The organism is Paenibacillus sp. OAE614 (assembly GCF_040546645.1).
Lineage (GTDB): Bacteria > Bacillota > Bacilli > Paenibacillales > Paenibacillaceae > Paenibacillus_AQ > Paenibacillus_AQ favisporus.
The window spans coordinates 2,537,897-2,557,522 of record NZ_JBEPOD010000001.1 but is presented as its reverse complement, the minus strand read 5'-3'; the positions used below and the strand labels follow the sequence as shown (position 1 = coordinate 2,557,522).

Here is a 19,626-nt window from a genome sequence, read left to right as displayed (position 1 = left end):
AATTCCGCGGTTCCGCCGGGTTACAGCGGCACTTCCGTCTTCGTATTTTTTCGGTTTTTTCTTGCGGCCTTTTTATTTCTCGCCTCGACGTCCTGTGGCGTTTCCCTTGTCCCCCAGGTTGATTTCCAGAAGGTGAACCAGGCGACCGGCATTTGCCAGAGCAGCACCATTTCGTAGAAAAAGCAAAAGACGAAGCCGAATACCCACAGCTTGCTTTTACGGAACAATAGATGGGCCAGACTCATCAGCAGGGACATCAGCAGAAGCCCCATCAAGAAGGTTCCCGGAAACACATGGTGGAAAATGGGCACATACAGCAGGTTGTAGAGCACGATCAGCGGCGCAGCGATCGGAACGATGACACCGATGTAGAAAAAGAGGGCCATAAACGGCTCCTTTCTCCAAATAAAACCGGCTGCCCGAAGAGATTCCCGCAGCCAGGAACGCTTCCAGCGTATCTGCTGCTTTAGAAAGACATTCATCTCCGAAGGAACGATCGTGGAGCAAACCGCTTTATCCTGGTACGCCGTCCGGTGTGTCTTCAGGATAAAGTTGGTCATGCTGCGGTCGTCGCCGAACGTAGCGGGCTGTCCCAGAAACTTCTGGTTGAGCCAGGCGTCAGCATGCTTCAGCACAAGCCTCTTTTTATAACAGGATAACGGCCCGGACAGACAGGTGACGCTGTCAAACCAGGACTCGGCCGCCTTCATAATGCGGAACGCGATGTAATATCGCACGGTCTGGAGCTTCGTAATGGAGTTGGTGTACTTGTTCTCCACGTCCGTCCGCCCGGCAACTCCGCCCATGCGCGGATCTTGGAAGGGTTGCACCAAATGCTTAATGGCGAGTGGATCCAGGAAGCTGTCCGAATCCACGAACACGACCAGATCATGCTTTGCCATCCGTACTCCCTGCACCAAGGCTTCCCGTTTCCCACCGTTCTCAGGGAGGATATGCATCCGAAGCCGTTCTTTGGTTTGAAAGCGGTCCGCTTCCTGATGAAGCAGGTCGATCGTTTTCTGAATCTGCTCCGCGGACCGGTCGGTAGAGCGGTCATCGACGACGATGACCTCCAGCTTGTCCACCGGGTAATCCTGGTTGATGCAGCTGATAATCGTCCGATGGATCCACTTCTCTTCGTTGAAGCACGGAATAATGATCGATACGCCCGGCGTAAAATCCGGATTGACCGGCACGTCACGATATAGAGACCCGAACAAGTATCTCGTCAACAAAAATGCCGCGGCGATCAGGCTGTATAAATACAGCAGGAAATTGTACTTAAAATAAATGATGCTCTCAGCCCGAAGCAGCAGAACGAAGACGGCGGCAAGCAGCAGCAGGCCGCTGGCCGTATACACGGAGTACCCCCAGCGTCTGCGCTGAAAATATTCATGGAGCGGGTTGGTGAACTCAAAAGCCGCCAAAGAAACGGCCTCTCTGCCGGTTCCGCGCTCAAAGGTCCGTACGACGACCCCTTCGATATCCACTTTGGATTCAAAGCCTTCCGGCATCGTGCCTGCCGGAATTTCAAAGTGCATGGACACTCTGCTTCCCGGCTGGATGTGGTCCGTCGTGAAAGGCAGCTCGAGCAGGAGGCCCGTTGAAGAGACATCGACTGCCTTCGTTTTCAGTTTTCTCCGGTTCTTTCCTTTGCCCCAAGTCAGAAGCACGGGAAAATCCGCCTCGTAACGCAGGCTGAACTTCCGCATCCGTTCCAAATAATCTGAACTGAACTGGTCCGCATCGTTATCCCGCGAGCCTCTCCGGTCGACTGAACGGCGAATTTGTTCCGGGTCAGGAACGTTCGATAAGATCCGCCGATCCGAACGGGGTAAGGTCAGAACCTCATCGGTTTGTTTTTTCTTTCGTCTGAACACGGTTCTTATTTCTCCCATCTGCTCTCGTTACAGCCGCCAATAAATGTAACCCTGACGCTCGAACTCTGCTTTGTCATATATTCCTTTAACGTCCAGCAAGATCTTTACCGATTCCTTTCTGAACATCGGATCCATATCCGCATAGCCCATGCCCGCAAAGCATTGATGCGGGACGGCCGTGACCAGCACATGCAGGTCCTGCAGCTCTTCGACCCGGGACAGCTCCAGACCGTATTCCGCATAAGCCGCTTTCGGGTCTACCAGCGGGTCGACGATCCGGGGTTCAATACCGTAATCCTGAAGCTCTTTGATGATATCCACCACTTTGGAATTCCGGATATCGGCGCAGTCCTCCTTGTATGCCAAGCCTAGAACGGCGACCTTCACGTCGCGCAGGTCCAGCCGCTGCCGGACGAGCAGCTTGATCAGCTGCTCGGCGACATATTTGCCCATCCCGTCGTTGATATGCCGTGCCGCCAGAATGATCCGTGAACGGATACCGGTATCCTCCGCTTTGTACGTCAAGTAGTACGGATCGATTCCTATGCAGTGCCCGCCAACCAAACCGGGAACGAAGTTCAGGAAATTCCACTTTGTCCCTGCGGCGCGCAGCACTTCCCGGGTATCGATGCCCATCTGGTGGAACAGCATGGACAGTTCGTTCATAAAGGCGATGTTGATGTCCCGCTGGGCATTTTCAATGACCTTCGCCGCTTCGGCCACCTTGATGCTTTCCGCCCGGTATACGCCGGCATCGATGATCTGTTCGTACATGCCGGCAATGATCCCGAGCGATTCCTCATCCATTCCCGACACGATCTTGACGATATTGTCGAGCCGGTGAACCTCATCGCCTGGATTGATCCGCTCCGGCGAATATCCTACTTTAAAATCGGTTCCGCAGCGCAGGCTTGACTCCGCCTCCAGGATCGGAACGCAAATCTCTTCGGTGACGCCAGGGTACACGGTCGATTCATAAACCACAACCGCACCTTGGCGCAGCCTCCTGCCGACCATGCGGCTCGCTTCTTCCACAAACCGTAAATCCGGCACGTTACCGCTCTGCACCGGGGTCGGTACGGCAATCACATAAAACATGGCTTCGCCAAGCCGGTCCGCGTCGGATGTATATTCCAATCCCGCAGGCGCTGGGTCTTCGTCATACACGGACGTCTGCACATCAGGAGAGGCTTCCTCCTGCAGCCGGCTGACCTTGTCCGGGTTGACGTCAAAACCGATCACCCGCATCTTTTTCGAGAACGCCTGTGCCAGGGGAAGGCCTACATACCCGAGTCCAATAACCGCGACCGGGCTGTATGCATACAGCACTTCTTCAGTTGGTGTTGACATATTCCATCTCCATCTATCTTTCATTACCTGAAGGATTCCCTTTATCTGAAATCCAGTCAGACAGTTTCACGAATGTGTATCCTTGTTTCCGCAAGTTTTGAATAATGCCCGGCAGCGCCTCCGCCGTGTGGGTATCATCCAGCGAATGCAGTAAAATAATTCCGCCGCTGTGGCTTTGCTGGATAACCGAGTTCACGATCTCTGAAGCGGTGCGATCCCGGTTCCAATCATTCGGATCGATATCGAAATCGACAATATTCCGGTAACCGGCCGCCGCGATAATCCGGGCTGTGCGGTCGTCAATATCGCCGGTCGGCGGCCGGAACAGCATGGCTGGCTGCTGCTGGATCGCATCCGTAATGATGCGGTGCGCCTTGACCACTTCATCCTGCAGCTGCTTGACGCTGAGCTTGGTCAGGACCGGATGGCTGTAAGTATGATTTCCGACATCATGCCCTGCTTGGGCGATAGCACGCGCCAGATTCGGATTTTTCTCCACCCCGTCCGCACGCAAAAAAAACGTACCCTTCACGTGGTACTGATCCAAAATGTCGAGCAGCTTCGTGATCGTTTCATCCGTGCCCCAATCGTCAAAGGTAAGGGCGATTTCCTTCTTGGCGGTCTTGTGGCTGTACACGAGATTGTAATCTGCTTTGGCGTAATCGGCGTTATACTTCGCAGCCTGATACCCTTGAACCGTGTCGGCCGGTTTACGTACGCCGCCTGTGGCGACCAGCTTGTCTAAAGTAACGAAATGATAACCGGCTGCCGAAGCTTCCGCAGCGATCAGGTCCACCGATTCATTCAAAGTCCGGTTCTCCGCAAGGTCAATCGCCACGATCCCCCCGCGGTTGATGTATTTCCGGATATAGTTCTTTTTTTGCTGAGGGGTCTCCGCCTTCCAATTATGTAAAAACAGACTGTAGGATATGACCGCCTGCTGTCCGCTCTGTGCCGCAGCCAGCCGGATATCCTCGCTGATCGCTCCCGTTTGCGTTCGGACGAACTTCGGAGTGACCCCCGTTTGTTTGCGGATGACATCGTCGGCCAAATGGATTTCCTTGTAGATCTGTCCGTAGTCCATCCGGCTCATATCGACCGCATTCAGCGTATTGTTCTCGATCTCATGTCCCCGGGACAAAATTTGCCGGGCGATGTCCGGTTCCTCCGCGACCCGCATCCCCGGCAAAAAGAAGGTTGCTTTTATGCCTAAGGCATCTAGCTGATCAAGAAGCTTGTCCATCGTGTGGGCGTCTGCCATCCCGTTAAACGTTAAAGCAAGGTTCCGGCTGGTCGTGTACGCCAGAGAAACGGCTTGGCTCATCTCACCGGCATAACGCTGAACCGGCTTGTCAGCTTCAGCCGTTTTCGTGCCGCCGTCCGTATCGTCTCCCCCCATCCAAGAGCATCCTGACAGCATGCTTATTGCCAGAACCGCGAGCACCAGCCATCCGGCCGGTTTTCTGGGCGAAAAGTCTTTCATCACTTTCATAGATATCTCCTTATGACACACTCTTAAGTCCTACCAAAAGAATAACGTGTAAAGCCTATTCAACAAATGACAAAAAGATGTCAATTTTTCGATATTCAAACTTTAATCCCAGGTCCCGGGCTGGATCGATTCGGACTGCCGGCATCTTCTCAATCGCGGAAATCCTTTGGAATTCTCCGATTTTCGCTGCTCCAGCAGCAGTTTAACCCCTCTGATCAAATAACGGTAACGCAATTCGTCTTCATGACTAAGCTTACGCATTTCTGTAAAATAACGGTCGAACATCCTAATAACCACTCCATTTATCTATGTGCATAGAACTAGGTTACTAGATTCAACTGTACAAATTCTGAACATGCCCATAGACCCTGTCAAAATCAGCGATTATCATCATCTTACCGGAATGGATACATACACAAAAAAAGTGCTGCTGGAAAGTTCATCAAGAACCTTCCTGCAGCACTGTTCCCATGCTTTATTTCTGCCCTTTTTTCACCTGCTCCTCCATGTAATTGCGCATCCGCTTCATATATTCCGGCGCATCCATCGGGTCGGCGGCGATCATTTCAATGATGCAGAGCTTTCCAGCCCGCTCCTGGTCCGCCTGAGCGAACGCCTGCTCGAGTTCCCCGTTTGTCCGCACCGTCGCCGTAAACGCCTCTCCGCCGAAGGCTTCGGCCAGCTTCGTGTACGACCAGCGCGGAATCTGGTTGTAGCGCTGATTCTCCGTCTTCACGTTCAAGTATTTTTCGATGGTGTATCCGTCATTATTCAGAACGAAAATGATCGGCTTGCAGCCGTAATACAGCATCGAGCTGATCTCCTGCGCAGTCAGCTGCAGCGAGCCGTCCCCCGTAAACAGCAGCACCCTGCGGTCCGGAGCGGCAATGCAGGCACCATAGGCTGACGGCGTGGCATAGCCGATCGACTGCCACCCTCCCTGCGTAATATACGTGACGTTCCGGGGCAGCCGAACATAAGCCATGCCGTTATAGAACGTTCCCGTCTCGGCGACGACGATATCGCCTTCCTTCAGCATACGCTGAATCCTTGGATAATAAGTCGTGGCGAGCAGCGGTGCTTCGGGTTCACCCGTAACTTGATCATACGGAAACGCCCCCTTGCCAGCGGCGCCGCTGCCTTTATAACCGATCTTTTGCAGCTCAAGCAGCATGTCGGCAGCCAGAACATTCGGGAATTCAGCCCCTCCCACCTTGATCATCTTGGGCTGAATATCGACGGTAACGAGCGGATTCAATTTGGCGGTGTACGTGCCCGTATTGCTGTCCGCCCACACCATCCCGACCGCGATGACGCAGTCGGCTTGTTCCACCGCCGTTTGTACTTCAGACGAACCAAACGAGCCGCCGTATACCCCGATATAGTTGGGGTGTGACTCATCGAAAGCACCTTTACCGAACATCATCGTCGCCACCGGAATATTCATGGCATCTGCCAGCTGACGCACCGCCGTTTGAAGTCCGAAACGCATCGCATTCACGTCAACCAGCAAAACCGGCTTGCGGGCCCGGTCAAGCAGCTGGCGCACCTGATCCGCCGCTGCTTGAAGAGTTGTCAGGTTGGATGACGGTTTTGGCGGTGTCGGTTCTCCCCTTCCCATAACAGGCTTTGAGACCAAGTCGTCGGCGATCACCAGATAGACCGGCTTTTTCTTCTCCTTGGCGATCCGGATAGCCGTCGGAATTTCGATCTCGGCATTCTCCGGCGTGACGACGGCCGTATAGGCCGTAATCGGCTCGTACACCTTGCGAAAGACGTCAAAATTGCCGTCCATCAAGGTGTGGTGCATCAGCTTATGCTCCTTCTGATCCTTGTCCGGAGGGGATCCGACGATATGAATCAGCGGAATGTGCTCGCTGTTCGCCCCGGCGATCGCGTTGCAGGCACTGAGTTCACCGACGCCGAACGTCGTAATCAGCGCCGAAATGCCTTTGATCCTGGCGTAAGCGTCCGCCGCGTATCCCGAGTTCAATTCATTTCTTCCATTGATAAATTCAATGCCGTTATACTTCTCCAGCGTATCGAGCAGGGTAAAATTATAGTCTCCGGGCACGCCGAAAATTTCGGTGATTCCCTCAAGCTTTAAGCAATCGAACAAATACTGGCCGAGACTTTTCCCTGTGGTGCCAGACTTCTGATTGGTACTTCCCGTCGCCGTCATGTTACCCATTCTTCGCTCACTCCTTATCCATTTCTTGGGCTGTTTCTGTATAACATTACCCTTTCCGTGGACAGGTTATTCTACACGAGGATTCAAATTGCTCCCCAGAGTGGAAAATAAGGAAGCTCTGTCTTTGAAGCTTAAGCTTTTTTCACTTACAAAAAAAGACCTTGGCATATGTCGTATGCCTCGGTCTGCATTACAAGGTTGCAAATCCTCAGGTTATGCGTTGTTCTTCAGCGGGAGCCAGGCGAGCACGTCTTGAATTTTGGCGTCCCAATAGCCCCATTCATGGCTTCCCGGGCCCTCTTCGTATGTATAGTCCAGCCCCGACTGCTTGCACGCTTCACGGAACATAACGTTGTCCTCGTACAAAAAGTCTTCGGTGCCGCAGCATTGATACAGCATCGGTTTCGGTCCTTCCGACTTCGCGCACTGCTCCATCAGCCAAAACAAGTCTTCCTCGCGGTTTTTTTCCGGCTTGTCCCCGTAAATCAGCTTATAATCCGGGAAGCGGTCCGGATCTTCCGGGGCTCTCATACCGTTCATGGCACCTGACAACGAAGCGGCGGCCGCGAAGCTCTCCGGTTTGCTAAGCGCCCATTTAAACGCCCCGTAACCTCCCATGGACAGCCCTGCGACGAAATTGTCCTCCCTTTCCGCCGACAGCGGGAAGAAAGAGCGGGCAATGCTTGGGAGCTCCTCGCTGATGAACGTCCAGTACTTGTTTCCATAAGCCATGTCCGTGTAGAAGCTGCGGTGCACCTGAGGCATAACGACCGCCAGTCCCGTCGATGCGACATAACGCTCGATCGACGTTCTGCGCAGCCAGATGGAATCGTCATCCGACAATCCGTGGAGCAGATACAGCGTCGGATGCTTGTCCGCAAATGTGTTATTCTGCATCCCGATCTGATGGCGGGTCTGCTGCGGAAGAATGACCGTCATGGAAGTACTGAGCTGCAGCACGTCCGAAAAAAAGTGACATTGAATCAAAGCCATGATAGAAGTCCACCTCTCTATAATCGATCCATTGAATCGGCTGCCGTTCTTCCCGCCTGCTCCATTGCCTGCTGCAAGCGGGTTCCGGTTGTTCGGCCTCCATCATTATTGTAACGCGTCATGGCAAAAAGTTCATGATGATTTTTGGGTGTAATGAAGGTGGGAATCGAGGCTATCCATTGTTCATGCTGCCTGCCAAGTTTGTCAGAAGCCGCATGCCGGTCCGAATCTGCTCCTCATTGACAAAGCTGTAGCTGAACCGTATCCAGGAGCGCATTTCGCGCTTCGGGTCAAATACCGTGCCCGGAACGAACGAAACCGCCTCCGCGGTGGCTCGCTGCCATAACATGTCCACAGAGAGATGATCCGGGAGCTTCACCCACAGGTTGAGACCGCCTTCAGGCACAGTCCACTGCCAGCTGGTACCCCGGAGTGACTCGATCATCAGATCCCGCCGGATCTGAAGGGCAATCCGCAGCTTTTCCAGGTGATTCTGCATCCGCTCTGATCCGAAATAGTGCAGAAACAGCTTCTGATTGACGAGCGGCGAGCCGTTATCCGCAAGCGACTTCAAGGTTAACAGCGGCTGGATGACCGAGCTTCGGCCCACCACAGCACAGATCCGGAGACCCGGAGCTACGTATTTGCTGAAGCTGCTCAAATAGATAACCCATCCCTCCGTGTCATAGGTAAACAGCGGTAACGACGGAGGCTCGCCGAAATAAATGTCGCGAAACGTGTCGTCTTCAACGAGCAGGCACTGATATTTCTCGGCCAAGGCGACCAGCTCTTTCCGCTGACCGGCAGGGACCGAATAGCCCGTTGGGTTGTGAAAGGTCGGATTCATATAGAAAAAGCGGGGCTTGTGCCGCTTCATCATCTCCTCGACCTGGTCAAGGTCGTATCCGCCAGGCAAAATGTCAATGGGGAGAAAACGGGCACCCTGTGCGCGAAAAATATCCAGTGCCGCGCTGTAAGTCGGACGCTCCACCATCACGGCGTCCAGCGGACGAATATAGAGCCGGGCTAACAGATCAATAGCCTGCTGCGCACCGGATGTAATGATCAATTCGTCCGCCGATATACTCACCTTGAGCCTTCCCGTCATGTTATCGCCCAGAAAATCCCTTAACTCGGCATCCCCCTGCAAATCGGAATAAGTGCCGATCATTTTCGGATAGCGGTCAAACACCTCTTTGACATATTGGGACAGATACAAATTGGGCAGCAGATTGGGATCAATCAGCGCCTGCGAAAATTGATAAACGGAAGGCACGCGCTGAATGTCAGACATCTCGTTCTTATAGGGCCGGGCAGCAGCGGAGCTTTTTTCATAGGTTGGCAGTCCCGTGATTTCATGCACCGGAGCAACATAATATCCCGATTTTTCCTTTACGTAAGCCTTCCCCTCTTCCTTCAGCAGCTGGTAGGCGCGAAAAACGGTGAGCCGATGAACCTGCAGCTCCCCGGCCAGCATCCGGATCGAAGGAAGCTTGTCATGGGCTGCAAGTTCTCCCCGTTGAATCCTGGCGACAATATGATCGTAGACCTGACGGTACAGCAGCGGATGATCCTTCTGTGTCGTCTGCATTATCATTTTCCCTCCGGACATCAAATGGGTTGTAGACTCATTGTACTATAAATCCGCGTCCATCTGTTCTGTTATCATGCATCTGTTCTGTAATCCTCCTTGTATGATGGGGAGACAACCAAAGGAGGATTTAGCATGATACTTGTCAACTACTTGCTGATGTGTCTTATTTTTGGCACAACGTTTCTGGCCATTAAAATCGGGGTAGACGCGTCTGCTCCGCCCTTTTTCTCGGCGGGACTGCGCTTTTTTGCGGCTGGCTTGGCGCTGTTTTTGTGGATGGTTTGGCGCAAAAAGTCCCGTTTCCGTCTTCTGCTGCGCAAAGAAATGCTGCTGAGCGGCATCCTGCTGACCTTCGGCACTTTTGCACCGCTCTATTGGGCCGAGCAGCACGTTTCTTCCGGATCCGCCGCTGTCTTCTCGGCTACGGGCCCGCTCATCATTTTACTCATCCAAGTGCTGGTCTTCAAAGCAAAGAGCACGGCGCGGACCGTCGCCGGCTGCCTGCTCGGTTTCGCGGGCGTCCTGCTGCTGCTGCTCTCGGACCTCTCTTCCTCCACCGGAGGCGCCTGGGTCATCGGCGGCCTGGTCATCCTTGCCGGGGAAATCAGCTACGCCGCAGGAACGCTGTATTCACGAAAGGTGATCCAACGCTTCCCCGATGCGCCGCCCGTTGCGCTGAATGCGGCGCAGATGATGCATGGCGGGTTCCTTCTGCTTGTGCTATCTCTGCTGACTGAGCCCATACATGCCGTCGGGCTGCCCGCCGGTGCCGCGCTCGGTTCGCTCGCTTATCTGATCGTCATGGGATCCATGGTCGCCCACAGCCTCTATTATTGGCTGGTCGCCAAGACGAATCCCGTTTTTCCGTCGACATGGCTGTATATCTCGCCGATGATCGCCATGGCGGCAGGAGCCGTGCTGTATCATGAACGCATCACCTGGCTCTCGGTCGCCGGCATGATTACGATTATTGCCGGAACGCTGATCACTAATCTGGACAGCATTCTACGGGTCATCCACAGGCCGGCGCAAGTCACGACAGACGTAACGGCAGTCCGGGATTAGCCGCATTTTTTATTCCCAGTACTATAATCTTCCCATACATGTGCAACCGTGGCAGACCATGTGCAGATATGCAAAATTTTTTCTTCTTTTCGACCTATAACGTATATGTAAAAAAAAAGGAACTATGGACCTCACATGCAGATCCAAATCGAACTATAATCGGAAGCGTCAAGGAATAATCGGCCATTTTACGCATACACATGGTTGTCGCCGCCGAAATGTCGTATCTATAAGGAACAACCAATACCTCCGCGGGGTCTAGCGGAACGGGGACGTACAGCATTTCGGGCAATACGATTACCCTCAAGTTTACTGGCGGTACAGTTGAACGTTACGTCTTTTTTATCCACACCGGCAAGGACGGAAAACCAAATGTTCAGGATGTTCAAATCGGCAGCCGGAATTTCTTCGTTGATGCGGAATAAGCTCTATCCAGCTGTTTTTGCATAAAATCACACAATCAAAAACGGCCGATCAGGAATCATCCTGACCGGCCGTTTGCCGTCATCACCTTTTCAGCATCCTCATCAGCATTTCCGCCGACGGTGTTCCATACGGCTTCTCATCCGCTTCCTCAACGATCAAGGCGTTCACGATGTAAAAATACCAGTGAAGCAGCTCGCGAGGATCGCCTTCGGCAAACTCCCCGGCTTCCTGCCCTTGCACGAATAAGGGAATCAGCGGCTCGATCATGGCATCCGCCGAGTGCTCCTTCAGAATGTCTGCGGCGTCCTTGGGAATGGCGTCAAGGCTGCGGACGGCGCGGAGAATGAGCATAAAAGCGAATTTGTTCTCGCTGAGCATATTTTCCGTCAGCGCTTGAATCTGCTCATATGGCGTGCCCGGCAGGCTCGGCACATTCCCCGTCTCTCTCTGCCCTTCCTCCATCAGCTCCTGGACGATGCTGGTAAACAGCTCATCCTTGGACGTGAAATAACGATAAATCAGCCCCTCGCTGACGCCGGCTTCCGCCGCGATCATGCTGGTCTTCGTTCCTGTAAAGCCGCTGCGGGCAAAAAGCTTTGTCGCGGCCTGCTTGATTTGACTTTTCCTCTCATCCCGGATATGGGCCAGCTGTTCCTTGTTTAATGGTGACAATAGACTCCGAACTCCAATCTCTCAAAAATAATGTATCCCTATTGTACCATGACGTTCCTTTTGGATCACCGTACTTGCTTCATTTCCGCAGCCACCGCCAAGGGGAGGACTTTATTCTGAAGAAATGCGTAAAACTGTTCCGGCCGGGAAAAGCACGCCAAATGACCGGCCTGATGGATGAGCACGAGCTCTTTGTATGGGGCATCAATGCGGCCGTAATACGCTTTGGCCGTTGCCGTCGGCGTAATAAAGTCCGAATCCCCTTGAACAATAAACACAGGCAGCTCGAAGCGGTATCCGATCTTGTCAAAATCAAAACGGACCATATCTTCATGAAGAGCCTCAGCGGAAAATTTCATTCCTTTAAACAGATCCGACATATCCCTCATCGTATGTTCCGGAGATGACAGCATCGACGGCATGATCAAATCCGTGATCATATTGGGGACACCACGTATTGCCTTCACCATAAGCCGGTTGCGTGTATCGACATCCCTGCTGCTCCAGGTAGAAGGATCGGTTCCCATACGCTCAAGCAGTTCGGCTCCCTTCTTGCTGCCCGTAGCTCGGAATGCCTCCAGCAGCAATCGATGCCCAACATGTTCGGGATCGGGTGCGTTCTGATCCGTCCCTACATAAGCGTGGTATAAATCCGGACGACGCGCAGCCATCATGATGCCGGTAAGGCTGCCAGCCGAACTGCCAACCAGAATAAGCTTTGTCTGCTGGAGCTTGCCGCATAGATATTCGGATAACTCGATCCCGTCCTCCGCCAACCGGTCGAAGGTCAACAATCCGCTGCCTTGTTTGCCGTTGCGCCGGAAGGTCTTCCCCGCACCCCGCTGATCCCACTGCACAATCGTAAAATTCTTTTCCCAGGAACGCAGCAGTGGACTGAAGATGGAATACACCGATCCCGGCCCTCCATGAATAAACAGCAGTACCGGATTGCGCCGGTTTTCCCCCCGGATGGTCACCCATTGTTCAATCCCGCCAATACGTACAAAGCCGGATTCGGCGATTCCTTCCGAAGCTGTTATACGAAGCAGCCGCGCATTTTTCTGTTGATTTCTTTTCCGCATCACGATTTGAACCAAAGCATTGCTCATATGAATTCCCCGCTTTCATCTTATAATGAGTGAGTTACTCACTCATCTTTAATCATAAAGATAATGGATTCCCGTATCCATTGTCAATGGGTATATTGAGTTTTTCTCTGATGAAATGCCAAAAGCGGCCAACGCCTTTTCGCGTCGACCGCTTTTATTATTGTCCTTGATTTACGGCTTTTTCGGCAGATGATTCGCCTCCCGAATGAGGGAGAAGTATTGGTCCGCCAGCACCGGCTGGAATTCCGGCCCGAGCGAATCCGTCAGCTTCACCACATCGGTCGGCGTCATATTCCAGGCCAGCAGCCCGAGGGATACGAACAGCGGAGATTTGCCGTCCCACTTTGCTTTGGCGTCCGCCAGAATCTTTTGTCCATCCTGTACGGTACTAATACCCTGAATCGTCGATACCGGCAGGTTTCCTTTCAAGATATCCACGCCGAAATGATCTTCCCAGCTAAGAAACAGCCCGTTCGGACGGTAGTTGTCCTCATAAGCTTTGACGACGGAGTCACTGAGCGGAACGTTTTGGTTCGCAATACGGTTCAATACGTATGGTACGGTCATTCCGGTCTTTTTCAGGTAGGAGGAAGTCTTCTTCAGGAAATCGGGCAGCGTCTTCTCCGGCCAGGCGTTCGGGTAGAAATACCCGCCGCCGGACGGTCCGGCGACCAGCTGGTCGTTGGCGGTTGCCGTGCTTCTGTAGTAGTTCAGCATAGCCGGCGCCCCGTCGTACAGCATCGGACTGGACGTCCAGTTGATTGGCACTTTGCCGCGGTTCGGATCATCCCACAAAATGCGCATCCGGTGCTGGTTGTACTGGAAGTTGTCGCCTTCGCTAAAGGTGTATGTCACATAAATTTTATTTTCGAGTTTTGGTGTCTTGACCTTGTCGGACGGAAGCGGCCCTTGGCCTTTGTTTTCCGTACCGGAAAATACGGTCAGATTACTGAACCAGTCGGCAGCAAGAACGTAGATGCTGTGGTTCGACAACAGCTCGACCCCGTTGAACTCGCCTTCGGTATCGTTGCTGAACCAGCCGAGGTATGGTGTTCCTGCAGGAACATCGGCAAGGATCTTATCAAACAATGCCTTTTGCTCAGGCGTATTGGTGCCCAGCCAGAATACCATCGCCTTGTTAGCGACCGCATAATCGCGGAGATAGCCGTATGGCTCTTTCTGTTCTGATGAAGGCGGAGCTTCGTTGCCCGCAAACACCTTGAATTGGTTCCACATGTCCACCGAAGCGGTCAACGACTTCGTACCAGCAGGTACTTTAAATTGGTAGACAAAGTACCGCCCGTTGTCTGCGAACCGGTGTCCGCCGCTGCCGGCGGAAAGCTGCGAGCCTTGAGCGTCGTACAGGAAAGGCTTCTCGTCGTCGGTTCCGGGCACGAACTGGGCGATCGTCTGGCCATCAGCCTTCACGGTCACTTCATGAACGGCCGATCCCCATCCGTCCTGCTGGAACGCATCCTCAAAGCGGAGGTATACCGCATCCGTACCTAGGAAAGACGTCAAATCCAGGTCGTAGATCTTGCGGTTCTTCGCATCCCGCTCCTGCGTCTTCTCCTCAGCCACCACTTTAAACGACTGCGGGAGTCCCGGAGGCAGCTTCACTGACGTATCCGGACTCAGCCCGATCAGCATCCGGTGCGTCGTCTGCTTCCACAAATTTTCGTACTGCCAGGTGTAGGCATCCAATTTATCCTTAAACTTGCCCTGCAAATCATCGAGCACTTTCAGGCCATAAGGAGCCGCTGTCAGCTTGGCGCTGAGCTCAGGGCTGGCGACCACCGCATCCTTCAGCCCGGCAAGCGTTGTCGCCACGTTAATGCTGTCCGGTACTTTCGGATCGTAGACGATGATTCCCTTCACTTCTTTTTTAAAATCGCTTACCAGTTCCCAAGGATCGTCATGCACCGTATAAGGCACCTTGAGATCGTTCAGCCAAGTCATTTTGCCTTCTTCCTGGTTCTCCAGCAAATAGATTCGAGGCTGGTTTCGGTTGACGATGCCCTGGAGGGTCGCCAGCATGATCTTGACGTCTCCGGGGGCGTCATAAACGTCCGCAACGTCCAGATGCTTCACCTTAGCAAAGCTTGGAAGCGCTTGCGATTCCGGCCATTTGATGCCGCTGGATGAGGATGAGGGGTTTGCCGCCGGTTCGGCGGACGCGCCCATGGAGATGGACAGTGCACAGACCGCAGCGAGACAAACCGTGGTGAACTTTCGAAGCATGAACAATACACCTCAACTTTACGCTGATTTGGTTGGCAATTGAAAGAAACACCCTACTCCCGGCCCGTATTTGAAACCTCGCCATGCTGAACGCCGAACGGAATCGAGGTTCTCCATTGCTGTTATACAATCTATATTTAATATATCTAATATTGCTTTACAAGGCTTTCGACAAAAATAGTTAAAAAATTAGTACTCGCGGAGCATCCGCTTAGTCCATTGTTCCGAATAAACGGACAGAAAAAGATATGTCATTTTCATACCAAAAAGCCTCAGGTCACGGATGATCCTGAGACTTTTGCTTCGCACTCTCTACTTGATCGTCAATCGTCCAAGAAGATTGCATTCTTCGGCAAACCACACCGTGCCGTCCGCGGCCAAAGCGATGCCATGCGGTTCCGCCCCCTGTGTCGGAATGTCATATTCGGTCAGCTTACCGTCCACGGTGATGCGGCCGATCCGATTCGCACCCCATTCCGTGAACCAAAGGTCCTGGCCGATTCCGGACGTGATCGCGTGAGGCTTCGCCCCTGCGGTAGGCAGCGAATACTCGCTTATCTTACCGTCCGTCGTGATTCTGCCGACCCGATTCCCGGCGATCTCCACAAACCACAGCGCGCCGTCAGGCCCTGCCGTAATCCCGACCGGTGCGGAACCTGGCGTTGGAAGCGCATAGTGAGCAACTGAACCGTCCGGTGCGATGGTGCCGATCCGATTCCCTTGGTTTTCCGTAAACCACAGCTTCCCGTCACTGCCTGTGGTGATGAAGGATGGAAAAGCACCCTCATGAGGAAGCTTGTACTCGGTCACTTCACCCGCAGGACTGAGCCTGCCGATCCGGCCGGTCATCATCTCGGTGAACCAGATCGCCCCGTCAGGCCCTTCAGCGAGACCAAACGGCGCACAGCCCGGGTCGGGTAGTTCATACTCCGTGAACTCTCCGCCTGGCGTCATCCGGCCGATCTGCCCGGCATGATATTCGATAAACCAAAGATCCCCGTTTCGGTCGCACAGGATCGACATCACCCCCGCATTGGGTGTCGGCACGTCAAAAGCGGTAAACTCGCCACGCTCGCCCCGGGCTCCGATCCGGTTTCTTTTCTGTTCCGTGAACCACACGGTCCCGTCTCTGCCAGCCGTGATACCGTATGGCCCTGAGTCCGGCAAAGGCAATAGGAATTCCTCTATTTCAATCCTCATCTGACCTCCCTCCTTCCTCTTGCTGCGGCTTGCCCATTTGCCGCAGCAGATCCATGTCGCCGCTCGCGATAGCGCCCATGAACCGCTCGATTTCTTCGATGTCGTGATCCCACCAGCGGATCTCCAGCAGCTCGGCGATCACCTCGGATGCGTAGCGCTTGCGGATTTCCTTCGCGGGGTTGCCGCCGACGATGGTGTAAGGCTCGACGTCCCTTGTCACGACGGCTTCGGCCGCGATGATCGCTCCGTCGCCAATCTTCACGCCCGGCAGGATCGTTGCCCTTCGTCCGATCCAGACGTCGTTTCCCACAACGGTATCCCCCTTGATCGGGAGCTGATCTAGTGTTGGCGTGTGGGCTTCCCAGCCGTTTCCGAAAATATTAAAAGGAAACGTGGATCCGTCCATCCGATGGTTGCCTCCAGCCATCATAAAACGCGCCTCTCCGGCAATCGAGCAAAACTTGCCGATAATTAGCTTGGTTCCGAGAAATTCGTAATGATATAACACCTGATCTTCAAACGACTCTCCATCGATCGCATAGTAGTAAGAATAATCTCCCGCGATCAGGTTCGGCATCGTGATCACGTTTTTGATAAACTGCATATTGTTGTCCCCGGGTATCGGATACTTCGCGTTCGGATTAGGACCTGGCATGCAAGTCACTCCTTTCGATGGTTCAGCAGATTGGATAGCTTGTTCGGTCGCCTCATTGCCACACAAAAAAGCCCCCTGTCCCGATGTTCAGGACAGGAGGCTGTATACGCAGGGAAATCCGCTGAAACCTCTCGTCAAGAGAGTGCGCCATGATCCCGTACTTAAGAAGCATATGCCCAACCGGCATGACTTCTTAAAAAAGCCCGCACGAATCCTATCCTAAACATCGTTTCAAACGATTGTTTTGTGTGGATAGGATTAGTAGATCATTGGCCTAAGGTCACCCTTTCATGACTTGAATGCCCTTAATTTATCATACCGCAGGCACAGGTTCAACCTTTTTTTCCATAAAGCGTTGCATGATTACTAGTTTAAGTTTTGGCTATGTACACCACATCCGGCTCGACGTTCCGCGGCTGCTTGATGCGAATTTCTTCCACTCCGGCAAAACGGGACTCGAGGAGCGCCTTAAATGCCGGAGACGCCGAAGCACTCCAGAAAGACATGACGCCTCCGGGATTCAGCAGGCGGGTAAGCGCCTTAAGTCCCTCCGGAGAATACAGGCTTTCGTTGTCTTGAAACACCGTCCAGTCCGGCCCGTTATCGATGTCGAAACATAGCGCATCGAATGTCTCGTCCGTCTCGGATATCCATTTCAGCAGGTCGGCGCAAATGACCCTCGTCTTTGGGTCGGACAGCGCGTTTCCGGAAAAGGGCGCCAAATAGGTCCGGTTCCAGGCGATGACCTGGTCTTCGATTTCCACGACAGTGACTTGACCGGTTTGCGGATGATGCACGGCCTCACCCAAAGAATAGCCGACGCCCAAGCCTCCGATCAGCAGAGTCATGCCGTCTTTGGCGCAGGCCTCGATGGCCGAACGGACAAGCCTTTTTTCCGACTCGCCGTTATAGGTGGCCATGAGAAACGTACCGTTGCTGATCAATTCGTATTCGCCGCCCCGGCGCTGGAGCTGAATTTCACCGCGCGGGGTATCGCAGCGTTCCAAAACTTCCAATGGGTCTACTAGCATGTAACCGCCTCCCTAGAGATACTCCCATTTTTCCCACATTTCCACCGGATTCAACTCATAGATTTCTTTTTCACGATACAGGTAGTGATGCATAATGAATTCCCTGCGGATCGTGGCAAAATCGGGATGAAACGTTTTAATGAACTCGTTAATTTCCTTCTCCGTGTATTTTCGTCCCATATCCAGGTTTCGCACCATAAACTCAAGCACAATCAGCTTTTTCTTGAGCTGTGCCGGGATGTTCTTCAGCCGGCCGTCATCCATGATGAAGCTTTTGAGCACGGTGTCCCGAAGCTTCTCGTTCTTAGCGGACAACTGCGGCCCGGGCTGATCCTCCTGGGGCTCATAATTGCGGATCAGCTTCAGCAGCTGGCCTTCCGTACGCTCGATCATGTCCTGCGAAATCCGGTAGTACGACACGTTCTTTTCCCGGCGCTCCATGACAACCCCGACTTCCTTTAATTTGGCGATATGATGCGTGATCGTCGCAGGGGTGACACCCAGCTTCTCCGCAAGGGTCATTCCGTTGATTTCTTCTTGAGACAGGAGTACCAGAATCCGTATCCGGTTCCGGTCGGCTAAAGCCTTATAATAATTGACCAGTTTATCGAGCTGCAGAAAAACCACCCTTTATATGCATATTAAATTTAATGTTTATTAAATATAAGGATAATCAATATTTTCGCTTCCGTCAAGAAAAGCGCTGGGGAAGCCCTTCTGTCCCTAAAGCTTGCAACGGTTATTTATCAAGATCGGGCTATTGCCGGAAAAGGTACCTTCCAGAAAAAAAAGACCCCTGATCGGGAGTCTAGTTATTGTGAAAATATGCTGTGTGTGAATAAAATCTAGATTGAACGCAACCTGGTTACGCTCTTCTGTGCTTGGCTGTGCTTGCTTCCTGCTCTTCGGTTACCCGATCAAGCCATTCTTCAACCAGGACGTGGAACAACCTGCTTTGTTCGATCTGCAAATTATGGCCGGCCCGATCAAGCATGACGAAGCTTGCCCGCGGATACTCATTCGCAAACGCCCACTGATTCCGATAACCGACGATATGATCCTGCCGGCCGGCCAGAATAAGCGCGGGCTTCACATAAGGGGTGTCCAGCTGCTCCATTTCAGGCGAGAAATCATAACGCTTGCGTAAACGCTCCAGAAACGGCCGATTAGCTTTTTTGAGCCCGGTCACAATTTCCCGTTCAAACCGGCTCCAATTGTACTCGTCCTGTACCGTATGCATTCCGCTAAATTCACCGGTGTCCGGATGGTTCAGCTGCGACATAAATTCTTCATCTCGGGCAATGAGCTGAAACGCCGGCGCGTCGTGCTTCGCCTGTCCGGCCGTCGGACAAATCAGGAGCAGACCCTCGATTTGATGCTGACGCTTCTTGAGCAGTCCTCTAGACAAATAGCCGCCGTAAGATTCTCCAGCCAAAATAAAAGGCTCATCCCCCAAAATTTTTCCAACAAACTCATCGAGCGCCTCCAGCATATCATCCGTACTCTGGATACCGTCCGTAACGGTGCTGTCCCCCATTCCCGGTAAATCCGGATAGATCCTTTTCCAGCCGGATTGGCTCATGAACACCGGCTCCATACATCCCGTCATGAGGTGATGGTCACAGGAATACCCATGCAGCAGCAAAACCGGCTTGCCGTTGCCGTGGACCTCGTAGTGAATCGTCGTATGTTTCAGCTCGCATTTCATAAAGAATGCCTCCTCACTA

General features: G+C 53.0%; 16 protein-coding genes and 1 pseudogene. 2 read left to right on the top strand and 15 right to left on the bottom strand.

Going from position 1 to position 19,626, the window contains the following annotated elements; translation table 11 throughout:
* Positions 1-20 precede the first annotated feature (20 nt).
* From ABIE48_RS11990 to ABIE48_RS11960, 7 genes are all read right to left on the bottom strand, one after another.
* The gene (locus tag ABIE48_RS11990) at positions 21-1,898 is read right to left on the bottom strand and encodes a glycosyltransferase family 2 protein (RefSeq protein ID WP_192714455.1); all 1,878 of its coding nucleotides are present in this window, start codon (positions 1,896-1,898) and stop codon (positions 21-23) included.
* 9 nt (positions 1,899-1,907) lie between these two features.
* Complete coding sequence (locus ABIE48_RS11985; RefSeq protein WP_192714456.1) at positions 1,908-3,230, bottom strand: nucleotide sugar dehydrogenase; 1,323 nt, start codon at positions 3,228-3,230, stop codon at positions 1,908-1,910.
* A gap of 13 nt (positions 3,231-3,243) precedes the next feature.
* Entirely contained in the window at positions 3,244-4,722 is a 1,479-nt protein-coding gene (locus ABIE48_RS11980) for a polysaccharide deacetylase family protein (protein ID WP_192714457.1), read from the bottom strand.
* A 102-nt stretch (positions 4,723-4,824) separates the two neighbouring features.
* Positions 4,825-5,007: a hypothetical protein gene (locus tag ABIE48_RS11975; RefSeq protein ID WP_192714458.1), complete on the bottom strand. Its 183-nt coding sequence runs from the start codon at positions 5,005-5,007 to the stop codon at positions 4,825-4,827.
* Between the two features lie 190 nt (positions 5,008-5,197).
* Positions 5,198-6,913 carry an alpha-keto acid decarboxylase family protein gene (locus ABIE48_RS11970; RefSeq protein ID WP_192714459.1) on the bottom strand — a complete coding sequence of 572 codons (1,716 nt, stop codon included), beginning with the start codon at positions 6,911-6,913 and terminating at the stop codon, positions 5,198-5,200.
* Positions 6,914-7,126: 213 nt separating this feature from the next.
* Positions 7,127-7,906, bottom strand: coding sequence for an alpha/beta hydrolase (locus tag ABIE48_RS11965; protein WP_145946217.1), 780 nt, complete (start codon positions 7,904-7,906; stop codon positions 7,127-7,129).
* 172 nt (positions 7,907-8,078) lie between these two features.
* Positions 8,079-9,497, bottom strand: a complete 1,419-nt coding sequence (locus ABIE48_RS11960) for an aminotransferase-like domain-containing protein (protein ID WP_192714460.1) — start codon at positions 9,495-9,497, stop codon at positions 8,079-8,081.
* Between the two features lie 135 nt (positions 9,498-9,632).
* On the opposite strand from ABIE48_RS11960, the gene ABIE48_RS11955 reads away from it, so the two are divergent.
* Together ABIE48_RS11955 and ABIE48_RS11950 are read left to right on the top strand one after the other, a co-directional pair.
* Positions 9,633-10,565 (top strand): DMT family transporter, encoded by a 933-nt coding sequence (locus ABIE48_RS11955; RefSeq protein ID WP_192714461.1) that lies wholly within the window; start codon positions 9,633-9,635, stop codon positions 10,563-10,565.
* Positions 10,566-10,822: 257 nt separating this feature from the next.
* Positions 10,823-10,990: pseudogene (locus ABIE48_RS11950) on the top strand (stalk domain-containing protein); the annotation flags it as partial.
* 82 nt (positions 10,991-11,072) lie between these two features.
* Here ABIE48_RS11950 and ABIE48_RS11945 read toward each other — a convergent pair.
* The 8 genes from ABIE48_RS11945 to ABIE48_RS11910 all read right to left on the bottom strand — a co-directional run bounded on the left by ABIE48_RS11945 (position 11,073) and on the right by ABIE48_RS11910 (position 19,607).
* The gene (locus ABIE48_RS11945) at positions 11,073-11,663 is read right to left on the bottom strand and encodes a TetR/AcrR family transcriptional regulator (RefSeq protein WP_145020672.1); all 591 of its coding nucleotides are present in this window, start codon (positions 11,661-11,663) and stop codon (positions 11,073-11,075) included.
* 65 nt (positions 11,664-11,728) lie between these two features.
* The gene (locus tag ABIE48_RS11940; protein ID WP_354518932.1) at positions 11,729-12,772 is read right to left on the bottom strand and encodes an alpha/beta fold hydrolase; all 1,044 of its coding nucleotides are present in this window, start codon (positions 12,770-12,772) and stop codon (positions 11,729-11,731) included.
* A 171-nt stretch (positions 12,773-12,943) separates the two neighbouring features.
* Complete coding sequence (locus tag ABIE48_RS11935; protein ID WP_192714462.1) at positions 12,944-15,013, bottom strand: GxGYxYP domain-containing protein; 2,070 nt, start codon at positions 15,011-15,013, stop codon at positions 12,944-12,946.
* Positions 15,014-15,325: 312 nt separating this feature from the next.
* Entirely contained in the window at positions 15,326-16,213 is an 888-nt protein-coding gene (locus tag ABIE48_RS11930; RefSeq protein WP_192714463.1) for a Vgb family protein, read from the bottom strand.
* Entirely contained in the window at positions 16,203-16,868 is a 666-nt protein-coding gene (gene vat(I) / locus ABIE48_RS11925; RefSeq protein ID WP_192714464.1) for a streptogramin A O-acetyltransferase Vat(I), read from the bottom strand. Before vat(I) ends, ABIE48_RS11930 begins: the two co-directional genes overlap by 11 nt.
* A gap of 371 nt (positions 16,869-17,239) precedes the next feature.
* Positions 17,240-17,899 carry a spermidine synthase gene (locus tag ABIE48_RS11920; protein WP_192714465.1) on the bottom strand — a complete coding sequence of 220 codons (660 nt, stop codon included), beginning with the start codon at positions 17,897-17,899 and terminating at the stop codon, positions 17,240-17,242.
* A gap of 12 nt (positions 17,900-17,911) precedes the next feature.
* Positions 17,912-18,517, bottom strand: a complete 606-nt coding sequence (locus tag ABIE48_RS11915) for a DUF2087 domain-containing protein (RefSeq protein ID WP_145023034.1) — start codon at positions 18,515-18,517, stop codon at positions 17,912-17,914.
* Positions 18,518-18,764: 247 nt separating this feature from the next.
* Positions 18,765-19,607, bottom strand: a complete 843-nt coding sequence (locus tag ABIE48_RS11910; protein ID WP_192714466.1) for an alpha/beta fold hydrolase — start codon at positions 19,605-19,607, stop codon at positions 18,765-18,767.
* Positions 19,608-19,626: the final 19 nt, after the last annotated feature.

Bases quoted from the DNA above. Each gene is read 5' to 3' on its own strand.
- ABIE48_RS11990 (WP_192714455.1), bottom strand. From the start codon at position 1,898: ATGGGAGAAATAAGAACCGTGTTCAGACGAAAGAAAAAACAAACCGAT.
- ABIE48_RS11985 (WP_192714456.1), bottom strand. From the start codon at position 3,230: ATGTCAACACCAACTGAAGAAGTGCTGTATGCATACAGCCCGGTCGCG.
- ABIE48_RS11980 (WP_192714457.1), bottom strand. From the start codon at position 4,722: ATGAAAGTGATGAAAGACTTTTCGCCCAGAAAACCGGCCGGATGGCTG.
- ABIE48_RS11975 (WP_192714458.1), bottom strand. From the start codon at position 5,007: ATGTTCGACCGTTATTTTACAGAAATGCGTAAGCTTAGTCATGAAGAC.
- ABIE48_RS11970 (WP_192714459.1), bottom strand. From the start codon at position 6,913: ATGGGTAACATGACGGCGACGGGAAGTACCAATCAGAAGTCTGGCACC.
- ABIE48_RS11965 (WP_145946217.1), bottom strand. From the start codon at position 7,906: ATGGCTTTGATTCAATGTCACTTTTTTTCGGACGTGCTGCAGCTCAGT.
- ABIE48_RS11960 (WP_192714460.1), bottom strand. From the start codon at position 9,497: ATGCAGACGACACAGAAGGATCATCCGCTGCTGTACCGTCAGGTCTAC.
- ABIE48_RS11955 (WP_192714461.1), top strand. From the start codon at position 9,633: ATGATACTTGTCAACTACTTGCTGATGTGTCTTATTTTTGGCACAACG.
- ABIE48_RS11940 (WP_354518932.1), bottom strand. From the start codon at position 12,772: ATGAGCAATGCTTTGGTTCAAATCGTGATGCGGAAAAGAAATCAACAG.
- ABIE48_RS11935 (WP_192714462.1), bottom strand. From the start codon at position 15,013: ATGCTTCGAAAGTTCACCACGGTTTGTCTCGCTGCGGTCTGTGCACTG.
- ABIE48_RS11930 (WP_192714463.1), bottom strand. From the start codon at position 16,213: ATGAGGATTGAAATAGAGGAATTCCTATTGCCTTTGCCGGACTCAGGG.
- ABIE48_RS11920 (WP_192714465.1), bottom strand. From the start codon at position 17,899: ATGCTAGTAGACCCATTGGAAGTTTTGGAACGCTGCGATACCCCGCGC.
- ABIE48_RS11910 (WP_192714466.1), bottom strand. From the start codon at position 19,607: ATGAAATGCGAGCTGAAACATACGACGATTCACTACGAGGTCCACGGC.